General features: G+C 37.0%; 12 protein-coding genes. 3 read left to right on the top strand and 9 right to left on the bottom strand.

From position 1 onward, the window contains the following. Window positions 1-69: 69 nt before the first annotated feature. Complete coding sequence (locus ACJJVM_RS12185; protein ID WP_405211819.1) at window positions 70-1,149, top strand: DNA topoisomerase IB; 1,080 nt, start codon at window positions 70-72, stop codon at window positions 1,147-1,149. Window positions 1,150-1,233: 84 nt separating this feature from the next. Here the strand turns inward: ACJJVM_RS12185 and ACJJVM_RS12180 are convergent, their stop codons facing one another. Beyond that, window positions 1,234-2,184, bottom strand: coding sequence for a phosphoribosylaminoimidazolesuccinocarboxamide synthase (locus ACJJVM_RS12180; RefSeq protein WP_405212214.1), 951 nt, complete (start codon window positions 2,182-2,184; stop codon window positions 1,234-1,236). Window positions 2,185-2,299: 115 nt separating this feature from the next. Beyond that, the gene (locus ACJJVM_RS12175; protein WP_035325186.1) at window positions 2,300-3,256 is read right to left on the bottom strand and encodes a PhoH family protein; all 957 of its coding nucleotides are present in this window, start codon (window positions 3,254-3,256) and stop codon (window positions 2,300-2,302) included. 185 nt (window positions 3,257-3,441) lie between these two features. On the opposite strand from ACJJVM_RS12175, the gene ACJJVM_RS12170 reads away from it, so the two are divergent. Both ACJJVM_RS12170 and ACJJVM_RS12165 read left to right on the top strand, forming a co-directional pair. Beyond that, window positions 3,442-4,278 carry an S-adenosyl-l-methionine hydroxide adenosyltransferase family protein gene (locus ACJJVM_RS12170; protein WP_299150667.1) on the top strand — a complete coding sequence of 279 codons (837 nt, stop codon included), beginning with the start codon at window positions 3,442-3,444 and terminating at the stop codon, window positions 4,276-4,278. Continuing rightward, entirely contained in the window at window positions 4,275-4,571 is a 297-nt protein-coding gene (locus ACJJVM_RS12165) for a putative quinol monooxygenase (RefSeq protein WP_405211818.1), read from the top strand. Before ACJJVM_RS12170 ends, ACJJVM_RS12165 begins: the two co-directional genes overlap by 4 nt. On the opposite strand, the gene ACJJVM_RS12160 is transcribed toward ACJJVM_RS12165, so the two are convergent. From ACJJVM_RS12160 to ACJJVM_RS12130, 7 genes are all read right to left on the bottom strand, one after another. Beyond that, on the bottom strand, window positions 4,568-5,584 hold the full coding sequence (locus ACJJVM_RS12160; RefSeq protein WP_405211817.1) for a helix-turn-helix domain-containing protein: 1,017 nt from the start codon (window positions 5,582-5,584) through the stop codon (window positions 4,568-4,570). The two genes, ACJJVM_RS12165 and ACJJVM_RS12160, sit on opposite strands and share 4 nt — an antisense overlap. Window positions 5,585-5,629: 45 nt before the next feature. Next, the gene (locus ACJJVM_RS12155) at window positions 5,630-6,205 is read right to left on the bottom strand and encodes a biliverdin-producing heme oxygenase (protein ID WP_405211816.1); all 576 of its coding nucleotides are present in this window, start codon (window positions 6,203-6,205) and stop codon (window positions 5,630-5,632) included. Continuing rightward, on the bottom strand, window positions 6,202-6,747 hold the full coding sequence (locus ACJJVM_RS12150; protein ID WP_298347906.1) for a response regulator: 546 nt from the start codon (window positions 6,745-6,747) through the stop codon (window positions 6,202-6,204). Before ACJJVM_RS12150 ends, ACJJVM_RS12155 begins: the two co-directional genes overlap by 4 nt. A 2-nt stretch (window positions 6,748-6,749) precedes the next feature. After that, entirely contained in the window at window positions 6,750-7,157 is a 408-nt protein-coding gene (locus tag ACJJVM_RS12145; RefSeq protein WP_298347905.1) for a response regulator, read from the bottom strand. Then, window positions 7,157-9,364 (bottom strand): ATP-binding protein, encoded by a 2,208-nt coding sequence (locus tag ACJJVM_RS12140; RefSeq protein WP_405211815.1) that lies wholly within the window; start codon window positions 9,362-9,364, stop codon window positions 7,157-7,159. The genes ACJJVM_RS12145 and ACJJVM_RS12140 overlap by 1 nt, the downstream gene beginning before the upstream one ends. Before the next feature lie 4 nt (window positions 9,365-9,368). Beyond that, a complete protein-coding gene (locus tag ACJJVM_RS12135; RefSeq protein ID WP_405211814.1) occupies window positions 9,369-12,965 on the bottom strand; it encodes a CheR family methyltransferase in 3,597 nt (1,198 codons plus the stop codon). Between the two features lie 269 nt (window positions 12,966-13,234). Then, the gene (locus ACJJVM_RS12130) at window positions 13,235-13,555 is read right to left on the bottom strand and encodes a DUF3467 domain-containing protein (RefSeq protein WP_298347902.1); all 321 of its coding nucleotides are present in this window, start codon (window positions 13,553-13,555) and stop codon (window positions 13,235-13,237) included. Window positions 13,556-13,570: the final 15 nt, after the last annotated feature.

Raw genomic sequence — 13,570 nt, 5'->3', positions numbered from 1 at the left:
GAGCAGTTTACCAAAACGTTCACATATATTTTTGAACAGGCATTTGTTTTCGTAACTAAATTTACTGTTATGACACTCACCGCCAGCCAAATCGAGAACATCCTAAGAAACCCAGAGGAAACTGCAGCCGCAGCAAATCTCATTTACGTCTCTGATGCAGACCTCAACATAAGAAGGAAAAAGAAGAAGAAAAACTTTCACTATTACTTTAATGATAAGCCTCTTAAGGACAAAAAAGAATTAGAGCGCATCAATAATCTTGTGATACCACCTAACTGGGAGAAAGTGCGCATTGCATATCCTCCTAACGGACATTTACAAGTGGTAGGACGAGATGCTAAAAACAGAAAAGTATACCGCTATCACGACCTTTGGTCAAAAATTAGAAACCAAACTAAGTTTTATAAACTAGCCAATTTTGGAAATGCACTGCCTAGCATACGCGAGCGCATAGATGAGGATCTTGACGCTCCAGAGATGTCAAAACGCAAGGTGCTTGCACTTGTCCTCAGGCTTATGGAAGAAACCCACATACGTATAGGTAACGACTACTACGCAAAGCGCAATAAAACCTACGGCCTCTCTACCTTACGCACCAGACACGTGACAACTACCAAAGAAAAAATCCGCTTTGAGTTTGTGGGTAAAAAAGGCAAAAAGCACAACATCACCCTACGCAATAAGAAACTGGCAAAACTTGTAAACCGTTGTGAGGAAATACCTGGCTGGGAGTTATTTCAATTTTATGATGCAAATGGCGAAAAGCACCGCGTAGATAGCACGATGGTAAACGATTACATACACGAGCTGAGTGGCGACTTATTTTCGGCAAAAGATTTTAGAACTTGGGGAGCTACAAAAACTTTTTTTGAAACCGTGCACGACCTAGGCTACACAAAAGACAAAAAAGAAAACAAAGCAAACATACTCACCGCTTTTGATGCCGCTGCAGAGGCTCTAGGTAACACACGCAATGTATGTCGCAAGTACTATGTGCATCCTCAAATAGTAGACGCATACGAGTCTGGATCTATCGTCGCTGAGTTTAAAAAGGTAGATGCTCATCAAGGTGCAAGACCATTTTTTACAGAAACTGAGGAGGTATTACTAAAAATGATTTCAAAGTTTGAATTAGATTTTAGTAAGTGATATAAGTTCGCTTTCGCGAAAGCGTAACACAAAAAAAGCCCCTTCGTAACGAAAGGGCTTATTAATTTTTAAGATGCTATGCTCCTATTTTGCAAGGTATGCGAGCACGTTCTTCTCGATACGCTCTTGAATGTTTGAAGTATCCGCTTTCGCGAAAGCGTCACCTGTAATATTCTCGTACAATTCAATATATCTTTCTGATACAGTCTCTATGTACTCGTCTGTCATCTCAGGCACCGTTTGTCCCTCTAGACCTTGAAAGTTATTTGAGATAAGCCACTGCCTCACAAACTCTTTAGATAGTTGTTTTTGAGCTTCGCCAGCTGCTTGACGCTCCTCATAACCTTCGGCATAGAAGTAACGAGAAGAGTCTGGTGTATGTATCTCATCTATGAGAACAATCTCACCATCTGCGGTTTTTCCAAACTCATACTTAGTATCTACCAGTATAAGTCCTCTAGATACTGCTATCTCACTTCCTCTTTGAAAAAGCTTGCGTGTGTAATCTTCAAGCACGAGGTAATCCTCTTCTGAAACGATGTTCTTTTTAATAATATCCTCTCTAGAGATATCCTCATCGTGGTCACCCATCTCTGCCTTAGTAGCTGGTGTGATGATAGGCTCTGGAAAGGCGTCATTTTCTTTCATTCCTTCTGGCATCGCAACACCACAAAGCATTCTCCTACCCGCTTTATACTCTCTAGCTGCGTGCCCAGACATATAGCCACGTATTACCATCTCCACTTTAAAAGGCTCACATCGCTTCCCTATTGCCACATTAGGATCTGGAGTAGCCACGAGCCAGTTAGGCACAAGATCTTCTGTATCCTTCATCATTTTCGTAGCAATCTGATTTAAGATTTGTCCCTTAAAAGGAATTCCTTTAGGCATTACAACGTCAAAGGCGCTTAGCCTATCTGTTGCAACCATAAGTAATAAATCATCTTCGAGTGTGTAGACTTCTCTCACTTTACCCTTATAGATAGATTTCTGACCAGGGAAGTTAAAATTAGTGTCTGTAATAGTGTTCACTATAGGTTGGTTTGAACTGTTGTATTAATCCTTTTGAGGTATTAAAACAACACGATTAGTTATTCTTCAAAAGTAAAATTCTGAATGATATATTACGAATTAAAAGTATAGAAATATGTTAGTCGTTTCTATTTTCTATCTCGCGATAAGCCGCAATCATTTTCTTTACTAGAGGATGGCGCACCACATCTTTATCATCAAGATAAATCATCCCTACTCCTTTTACAGTTTTGAGGATAAGTAACGCTTCCTTAAGACCACTGGTGACACGTCTAGGTAAATCTATCTGCCCTGGATCTCCAGTAATCATAAACTTCGCATTACGCCCCATACGAGTAAGGAACATCTTCATCTGGGCGTGTGTTGTGTTTTGAGCTTCATCAAGTATCACAAAAGCATTATCAAGTGTACGACCACGCATAAAAGCCATAGGTGCAATTTGTATCACTCCTTTCTCAATAAAGGTCTCTAGCTTTTCACTAGGAATCATATCCCTAAGTGCATCATAAAGTGGCTGCATATAAGGGTCGAGCTTCTCCTTCATATCACCAGGTAGAAAACCTAAATTTTCTCCAGCCTCTACAGCAGGTCTCGTGAGTATAATACGTTTTACTCGCTTCTCCTTAAGCGCTTTTACGGCTAGTGCAACACCTACATATGTTTTACCAGTACCAGCAGGACCTATGGCAAAGGTTAGGTCATTCTTTTTTGAAAGCTCTACCAGTTTACGCTGGTTTGCCGTTTGTGGTTTTATGAGTTTACCACTCACCCCGTGTACAAGTACATCGCCACTCTCTACAGGCGTCTCATAATCTTCTTTACTCACACTTGTTAGTACGCGCTCTATTGAGTTTTCATCTATCTTATTATACTTCCCAAAGTGATCCATAAGCATCGTCATACGCCTATCAAACTCTTCTAGAAGATCTTCATCTCCGTAAGCTTTGATTTTATTACCTCTAGCTACTATCTTGAGTTTAGGAAAATACTGCTTAAGGAGTTCTATATTAGCATTGCGCTGTCCAAAAAATTCGCGCGGATTGATTTCTGAGAGTTCTAAGATTAATTCGTTCAAAAGGCAGAAGGATTTAGTGAGTTACGTCCGTAAAATATTTTAGCTTTGTTTACTACTAAAATACGTCTTTTTTAATCAGCAAAACACGAGTTCAACACCCTGTTAACGATTAAATAATAAACAATGATGGTTTATAACTATTTTAAACAAGTAACTCTTTAAGAAAACAAAGCACAGTACTTTATATGAAATTAATCACTCTTACAACAGACTATGGCGAGAAAGATCCTTTTGCAGGAGCCGTAAAAGGAGCGATTTACTCAGAGCTAGAGGATGTGCGTATTGTAGATATATCGCACTCTGTATCGCCTTTTCATCTTATGGAGGCAGCTTATATTATTCAAAATGCGTATCAAAATTTCCCGAAAGGGTCCATACACGTTATAGGTGTAGACAGCGAGCTCACACCAGAAACAAACCACATAGCCGTAAAACTAGATGGCCATTATTTTATATGTGCAAATAATGGTATCATATCGCTACTCACAAAAGATATCGTACCAGAAGAAAAAGTAGAGATAAACATACACGACCGCACACTTACTAACTTTACTGTACTAGATGTGTTTGTAAAGACAGCCTGCCATATCGCCCGTGGTGGTACGCTAGGTGTGATAGGTAAAAACATAGATAATATAAGACAACTTACAGGTATCGCACCTGTTATAAACACGGCTCGCAACCAGATATCTGGTAATGTCATTTATATAGATAACTATGGTAATGTGGTAAGTAACATCACAAAAAAATTATTTGACGAAGTGGGCAAAGGTCGCAGCTTTAGACTTGAAGCACGTGGTGCAGACATCACAAAAATCTATAAGCAGTATAGCGATGCTATAAACTTTGACATAGAAAAGTCTAAGCGAGAAGAGGAAGGAAAGAAACTAGCCGTTTTTAATTCTGGTGGTTACATCGAGCTTGCTATTTATAAAAGTAACCCAAGCACTGTAGGAAGTGCTGCTAGCCTCTTTGGCCTCAACTATAGAGACACGGTAATGATAAATTTTACAGATAAATGATTGTAAGACTGGTGAAATTACGCTTTCGCGAAAGCGAAATACCCTCTTTTTTATCCAACTTTGAGAAGGTGAAAAATGATATACGTGCTTTTAAGGGTTGTCTCTACTTAGAACTACTGCAAGATGCCGAAGATTCTTCTATATTCTTTACACACAGTCACTGGGAATCTGACGAGGCTCTGCAGGGTTACCGCAACTCAGATCTCTTTAAAGGCATATGGGCAAACACAAAACCAAAATTTTCTGGAAAACCAGAAGCCTGGAGTACAAATTCTCTTGATAAACAAGATTAGAGCTCTGGCACCTTGCGCAATGAAGAAGGAGGAATACCATACTTTTCTTTAAATATTTTTGAGAAGTAACTCCTACTGGATAGTCCAAGTGCATACACAACCTCAGAGACATTCTTATCTTCTGAGGTGAGCATTGTTAAGGCTCGTTTTAATCGATACTCTTTTATATAGTCATTTACGGTCATCCCGTAATTGCCCTTAAAGCCATCTTGTAACCTATGAGCTTCTATACCCACGGCTTCGGCAATTTCTGGTATGGTCTCAAGTTTTGAAATGTTATTTTCTATATAGTTTACTGCAGCTACCACAGTATCCATATCTGATAGTCTTAATGTGGTACGTTTATTACCTTCTAGCGAGTCCTCCCTATACAGTTTAAGCATAAGTGAGGTACACTCAAGTGCCTTTGCTCCTAGGTAATTAGTACGAACCAGACCTTGATCTTCGTTATTGAGAATACTATCTATGATATCAGAAATCTGTAGACTGTAGTAACCTTTATGGTTAATTTGGGTTAGCCCATTTACATCTGCAAAAAGCGGATAATAAGCTGCATCTATCTTATTAAGGTCATACGATAACTGCTCTTGAAACTTAACTTTATTTATCTCCAAATAACAAATAACGGCAGGACTATCTTTTTTTATAATATAAATCTGGTCTTCCTCATACGTAGGTGCGGCAATAAGATGCTCTGCGCGACGTATAGCAATTTCTTCTTCGCTAGATGAAAACTTATGAGCAATCTCTCCTTTCATACAGTATATGAACCTTAGAGAGTTTATACCATTATTTTCAAAATAGAACTCGGTATCATCGTGCATATTACAGTTTATGATATGTAAACCTATACCGTTAGGAAAGTTAATACCCTTTATCTCTCCAGTACCTATATGAGATGGCACTGTTACCGCAAACTCTCCAAAACTATTTGTAAAGTTTACACCAAATGCCCCTGCAATCTCAGGTACAAAGTCATCTACCTGTTCTATTTTAAGTTTGTAAGATTTCATAAGTCTCTATAAAAAAGTAAATCGTAGTAATGATATGAGGTGATACTACATTGTGGGCTTTTTATAAGCCTTTTTAAAGTGCTCAAAAATATGAATGGCACTTACACCAGCCTTATCTATATCCTCACTTGTAAACTTGCAACTCAATACAGCTTCCTTAAATGATTTCCATCTAGTAGCAGCTACTTTTGTGTCTGTGTTATAAAAATAATGCGCTTCTATATGAGACAACTTCTCACAAGATTGTAGTTTTTTACTCATCATCATACCTCCCATCATAGACCCCTCTATTACATATAAAGCTCCTACAAGCGTACCTAAATCCCGAGGACCAGTTATAGCTGTAGGTTGTGGTAATGGAAAGTTAGAAAAACCAGCTATATCCTTTGCCAGTGCATTTGTTTTTTGATAACCAGAAAAGGGCTTAAGCTCGTCTGGCAAGTTATCATAACGCGCGTTTATAAAATCTTCAACCGCCTTGTAAACAGAAAAGTTTTGCCTCAAGAGCTCTTCGTATTGCACTTGATTTATGCTGCCATCCATTATAAAGCCCGTAAGGTTATCTTCTTCTACCTCATCGTGTATCGCTTTAGTTTTTTCTTTAAGATGTTCTAATATCATAGGGATTTTTTAATTTTTTCTAGATGTTCTCTTATTTTGGCAATGCGCTCTTGATGAGTGATGTTTTCTTTATTGATATCATCCATATAATCTTTAATGTCATTAACAAGATCTGTACTCTGTTTTATTCTGTTTCTTGTGTTTTGAACGATTATAGGTCTATTTTTTATTTTATCTATATAAGGTGACAACTTAGATGCTAGTACGTTTATATGCTTTTTAAGTATGAAACCATCTGCGCCATTTAATATAGTTTCTGCCGCTAGTTCTTCATCTTGTAATGTACCTGTAACAAAAAGAAAAACAGCAGTAGGTGACTTATCTCTAGATAGCTCTAACACCTCCATCCCAGTACAAGTAGGAAGATTATAATCAGAAATTATGAGTTGAGGATTAAATGTTTTTATCGCAACCTCTAGATCAGACAGATTATCTACTACTTGAACTTTATAATTTTTATCTAATTTGTGTATTTGTCTAGTGATAAGAGCAGCATCAGAGTCTGTATCTTCTACTAGTAATATATGTACTTCTGTTGCCATATTTATTTATTTAGGGTTAACCAGTAGTTTGAAATTACAGGTAACATTTCTTTTAACTCTGTATAGCTTTTAGGCTTTTCTAAGTAACTATTTGCACCGTATGCATAAGCCTTATCTCTATCACTTAGTTGGTCTGAAGAGCTCATTATAACAATAGGTGAATTTGTAAAAAGCTCTATTTTTCTAATTTCTTTTAGTAAGCTTAGCCCATCTAATTTAGGCATTTTTATATCTAACAGAATTAAATCTGGAGTATTTTTAACATCCTTAAAGCTCTGAAACCAGGCTAGCGCAGTAAGAGAGTCCTCTAAAATATGGATTTTTACTAAGGGCATCTCACGCTCAAAAATTCGCCTCATTAAGGCACAGTCATTTGCGTTATCTTCTACAGAAACTATAAATCCTTTCATTATCTAATAGGGAGTTGAAAATAAAAAGTGGCTCCTTGATCTACCTTTCCTTCTGCCCAGATAGTTCCCTTGTGTTTATCTACAACACGCTGTGCTATGGCTAGGCCTATACCAGATCCCTCAAACTCGTCTTTTACAAGTCTATTAAAAACGCCAAATATTTTTTCCTTATGAGCCTCATTAAAACCTATACCATTGTCTTTTATAAAAAAAACTGCTGGAGACTCATCTCTTCTTGCTCCTATATATATGGTAGGGTTTTCCTCTGTATGACTATATTTTAAAGCATTACCTATGAGGTTACTTAATAACTGAAAAATCATCCCTCTATCTCCATATGCTTTGGGTAAATCTCCCTCTACCTCTATAGTGGTGTTATTATATTTTTTATCGAGCTGTAAAAATTGCAACACCTCACCTACTAACTCTTGCATATCAAAAACTCCCATAGCAATTTGATCCTTCCCTATACCAGAAAAAGCTAGTATATCATCTATAAGGGTGTTCATCTTACTTGTTGAGTCTATAATAGTCTGTATGGCATTCTTACCATAATCATCTAGGCTCTCAAAATAATCTTCCTTTATTATCTGAGCAAATCCATCTATACCTCTTAATGGTGACCTTAAATCGTGAGAAACACTGTAACTAAAGGATTCTAATTCATTGTAAGCCTCTTTTAATTTATCATTAAGCTCTTTTACTTCTTGATATCTACTTATAATGATATTAGATATACTTGTTCTTAAAGCTTGTGCAGAAGCAATTTCATAATCTTTCCAAGGTAGTGACGTAAGTACTTGCTCTTGGTTCCATTTTTCAAAAGATTTACGAGGCGTCAAGCGCTTACCTTCTTCTACCACAGCTTTTTCTGGATTTCCACCCCAAGATATTACTTGTTTCAACTCTGGCTTAAACCAGAGAATACAGTCTTTTTCACCCTTTGCAACAAAAACACAAAGTACTCCGGAAGCCATTTTGGCGAAAGCCTCACCCTTATCATACTCTTTTGTGAGATTATGAGAGGTGTATGTATCACCCATTTGGGAGTTATAAATCCAGTCTACAAGGTCTAATATATCGTCACTTGCAGGTGTCTCCCCTACTGTAGAAATCTTATTTTCTAAAAATATAGCGCCACCAGTTGCCTCTGTGATGCTCAACATAGATGTGGTTTTTTCTGTAAGACCACTATGTACATCCCATCCATCACTCATTTGCTCCACGAGTTTTGCTCGGGTGGCTACTGTTGCATTAATACGAGTGAGTACCTCATTTGAAGATCGTAATGTAAGCTGCGTAGAGAAAACCTGTGTCAAAAATTTTATAGTCTGTCTCTGGTAATAATTTACAAACTTAGGACTGTAATGGTGGCAGGCAATAAGCCCCCATAAGTTACCATTGCTTATTATTGCCGCCGTGAGTGTTGCTCCCACTTTCATATTCTCTAGATACTCAATATGTATAGGAGAAGACGCTCTGGACTCGCAATTTGTGAGGTCTAAAGGAAAGCCCTGTTCATTAAGCTCTGGATAAACGGCAGCTGTCTTAGATTTTACATCTGCTATAATACGCACGCCTTGCGTTAAAAATGCCTTACGTGCTTGCTGTGGTATATCTGTGGCAGGGTAATGCATCCCTAGCCAGCTTTCTAGCGCTACTTCACGAGACTCAGAGATAATGGTCCCATTCCAGTTTTGGTCAAATTTATAAACCATTACCCGGTCGTATCCAGTAAGCTCTTTTATAAGGTTTGCCGTTTTATCACACATCCCCCTCACCGTAATAGCCTGACTGAGATCTGTAATAATATCAGAAAGCTGTCGCTGTACTATGTGAGCTTCAGCTTGTGCTACTACGGGCTCTAGCTCTATATAAATAAGGTCTTCTTTGTAATGAGTAATTACTACATATCTCTTCTCTTTAACTTCGACTTCAATAGTCTGGGTATTTTTACCTTCAATATGCGATGCAATGGTACTAGCACTAGGTCCAAAAACATCTTTAATCGTGATTGTATGAATGTCTTCACGCTTTCGCGAAAGCAAATTAAATACATTCTCAGAAACACGTACGATTTGTTTTTTAAGTGCATCTATTACAAAAAGATAGGCGTGCGACTGTACTTGTCCTAATAAATGTATAGGCTCCTTATCACAATTAGTAAGGTCTATCTTTTTTGGATATAATTTTGAAGGGGTTGACATATGCTTACTTTTTAATTTTAAAGTAAAATGTACTACCCACATTTACTTGAGAGTCTACCCAGATACTACCATCGTGCAGTTTTACAATTTTCTCACAATGTGCAAGACCTACTCCAGTACCTTCATATTTATGCTGTGTAGATGCTCTACCAAAAATTTTAAATACATTATCTAGGTCTTCTTGAGCAATGCCTATACCGTTATCATTTATAACAAATGTCCAGAAAACATCATCTTCAAAAGAAGATATTCTTACCATCGGGCTTACATCTGGCTTACAATACTTAAGAGAGTTACCTATAAGATTTTGAAACAATAATCTAAGCTCTGTCTTATATGCCCAGATAGATGGCATCCTGCTTAGGTGTATTTCACCTTTGCATTCTCTTAATCGTTTACCTAGGTCATATTTTACAATCTCAAGTAATTCTTGGACATCTACCTCTGTACGCTCTAACTCTTGGCCTATACGACTATGCTCTAACAATCCTTTTATTTGGTCTGCCATTCTACCCGCTGCACCATAGATATAACCTAGATACTCTGTAGCTTTTGGATCAAGATTTTCACCAAATTTCTTTAAGATTACATCACTACTAAAGCGTATTGTACCTAGAGGTTCTTGTAAATCGTGTGAGCAAATAGAGACAAACTGCTCTAAATCTGTATTAATGCGTTGCAGCTCCTCGTTCTTATCATACATAAGTTGCTGTGCCTCTTGTAGGTCAGATATATTTACTAATGTAGATCTTGAGTACGAGGGTCCTTCATCTGGTATAACAAGTTCTGAATTGAGAATAATAGGTATTTCTACTCCATCTATATCTACCAGAGTCATTTGTTCCCCCTCTATAACACCTGTTTTTTGAATTTGATCTAGAAGTCCCAGGCCTTTTGCCTTAGACTTATCTGTATAAAAATCAAAGATGCGCCTACCTATAGCTTCCTCCCTTGACTCGAGCTTAAGGGTGTCTATAAATATTTTATTACACTCTACAATACGTCCTGTAGAAGGATCTACACTAGCGTGCATCACTGGGTCATTTTCATAAAAGTCCTTAAACTTCTGCTGGCTTTCTTTGAGTTTCTTTTGAGACTCTACTGTTTTTGTTATGTCTACAAATGTGATGACAGAGCCCTCTATTTTATTAGTTCCCGTATAAAATGGTGATATACGTCTTATATATGAGCGACCATCTCTTTTATTAATTTGAGTCTCATTTACATTACCCGTCTTCATCACTTTTTCAATCTTTTCTTTAAGTGATGATTTTTTTCCAGTTCCTAGTTGCGTTAAGAAATGCTCAATGGGTCTCCCCAGGTCTTGTTTCATTAACTTAAAGTGCTCTTGTATAGATGGCGTAAATTTTCTAATAGTAAGCTGCCTATCTAAAAATATGGTAGCAATTTGCGTACTATTAAGAATGTTGTCCATATCTGCATTAAGTAATGCTAGATCATCCATTTTTTCGATATGCTCAACATTTACTGTATGTAGCTCCTCGTTTACACTTTGTAATTCTTCATTTGTGCTTTGTAGTTCCTCATTTGAGGCTAGTAGCTCTTCATTAAGTGTTTGTAATTCTTCATTACTAGTCTCTGCGTCCTCTAAAGCTTTTTTGAGCTCACCACGAGTTTCTTCTATCTCATCTATGAGGTCTTTAATACGCTCGTCTGGTTGTGCAGCAAGATTCATAGTGCCTCGTGCAATCGCAGCATCAGGATTTAAGGCTTGTTCTATAAAGGTGATGACATAGCTACAGTCATCTGTGTTATTATTAAAAATAGGCTTTACTAGTACGTTAATTGTGGTCTCAACACCTGCTTTTATAGCCACTACATTATTATAAATAAAATCTTTTTTAGAACGTTTTGCCTTCCTAGCTGCAGAGTTTACAGCAGTTTTGAGATTATCGGGAAGCATCTTAAGTAGATCTAAAGAAAAACCACTGTCTGGTAGTTGTGCATATTTAGAAAAAGATCCCATTGCATCCACCACCTTAAAGTCTTGATCTACAAAAACGCTGGCTGTATCAAATTGAGAAATAAGCGCATTGCTTATTTTCATTTTAATATCACTAGTAAATGTTTCCTTTGGTTGTACCTGGGTCTTTTTTTGCTTTCGCGAAAGCATAAAGCTACTCTTATCTGCATTTGAAGTAAGTAACTCACTATGTAATCGCTCTGAGGGGTGTATGTTCTTAAATATTTTAAGTTTTGCATTAATGGTCTCAAAATAGTTACGCAAAGCCGTATTAGACTCGCTAGAGCCTAAAAATAAGTAACCATTAAGCTTTAACGCATAATGTAATGTATGTAAAACGGCAGTTTGCACTTCTGGCTTTAAGTAGATAAGTAAATTTCTACACACGACCATATCCATATTTTTAAAAGGAGGGTCCTTTAAAATATCGTGATTAGAAAAAATTATTTTCTTTCTTAAATCTGGATGAATTCTATACTCATCATCATCTTTTATAAAGTATGTGTGTAATTTACTAGGAGGTACACTCTGTGTCACTGTGCTAGGAAAAACTCCTTGAGATGCTTGCTGTATATGCTCTTCAGAAATATCTGTAGCAAATATTTTGAGCTTTATATCCTTAGCCTGTCTTTTTATCTCCTCTTGAAAAAGTATCGCCAGTGAGTAAGCCTCTTCTCCAGTAGAGCAAGCAACGTCCCACACTTTTACAGTATCACCATCACGCTTGTTTGTAACGATATTAGGTATTGTCTCGGCTTCTAGTAAATTCCAAGCTTTTGTATCCCTAAAGAACTTTGTCACACCTATTAAAAACTCTTTATATAGAATTGAGACTTCTTCTGGATGAATTTTGAGATATGCTATATAAGCATCAAAACTTCCCATCTTGAGGTTAGTCATACGCCTTTCTGTACGGCGTAAGATGGTAGGTCTTTTATAATAATTAAAATTAATATTTGTGTTAGTGTGTAAGATATTTAAAATTACACGTAGACGCTCGTTATCTTCTATCGTAATTTCATCTCCAAAGTTAAGTGCGTCTCCACTATTGTAATAACGATGTATCTCGTCTATCATTTCTCCGGCAGGCACGATATAATCTACATCACCCGTATTTATAGCACTAGACGGCATTCCGTCAAAACTTGCATCTTCCGGTTGTTGCACAAGTACTAGGCCTCCTGCTTTTTTTATAGCCTGCACACCCTTTGTACCATCACTACCTGTACCACTTAAAATAACACCTACAGCTTCTTTACCATAAGCATTACCTAACGACTCCATAAATAAGTCTATAGGTAGATTAAGTGTTTTGGCTTCTGGCTTGTCTAATAATCTTAAATGGTTTTCATCTATGATTAAATTCATAGATGGAGGAATTACATAAATGTGATTCCTCTCGATTATAGAATCGTCTGTAACTGCCACGATAGGCACCTCTGTCTTTTTAGAGAGCAGCTCTGCCATAAGACTTTTATGGTCTGGAGATAGATGTTGTATGATAACGTAACTGTAGTCATAATTTTCTACTACATTATCAAAAAAAGCGTTTAGAGCTTCTAGACCTCCAGCACTTGCTCCTACAGCAACAATGATGTGTTTTTTATTTTCTGACACTTTAAAAAGTAGGGATTTAGTGCGAGATATTTTACATATTTAAGACACTTACTACTACAGCAAAGACTTAAAAATATTTCGCATTAGAAATTTACGACTTATTTTAACATTTTCATAATGTGTTAAATTAAATCGGCATTGTGTGGTTTGCAATATTGTAATAGCGTTTACAATTGTATCAATAGCGACCTATTTAACAAATAATTAAGAAATCAAAATTAGGTAAAATTATCAACTCTCCTATTGTCTATGCCTACTATAAAAATTTATTAAGCTTGACCTGTTGGTCCAAAATTAAGCGGCACTGGCTGCTTCTCGTAATCTTTAATAACGCCGTGCGCATTTTCAAAACGTTTTACATTATCTGCTAGTGCCTTTGCAAGACGTTTTGCGTGTTGAGGTGTAAGGATAATGCGACTCTTCACTTTACTTTTAGGAGTACCAGGCATAATGTTTACAAAATCAACCACAAACTCAGATACTGAATGATTTATTATTGCAAGGTTAGAATAAGTTCCTTGAGCCATATCTTCAGTAAGCTCTATGTTTATTTTCTTCTGGTTTGCATTTTGTTTTTTATCGTCTGCCATTAGGGTGTCTTTATA

The organism is Dokdonia sp. Asnod2-E02 (assembly GCF_045063915.1).
Classification (GTDB): Bacteria; Bacteroidota; Bacteroidia; order Flavobacteriales; family Flavobacteriaceae; genus Dokdonia.
The sequence above is the reverse complement of the archived record's forward strand: the minus strand, read 5'-3'. Positions and strand labels throughout refer to the sequence as shown.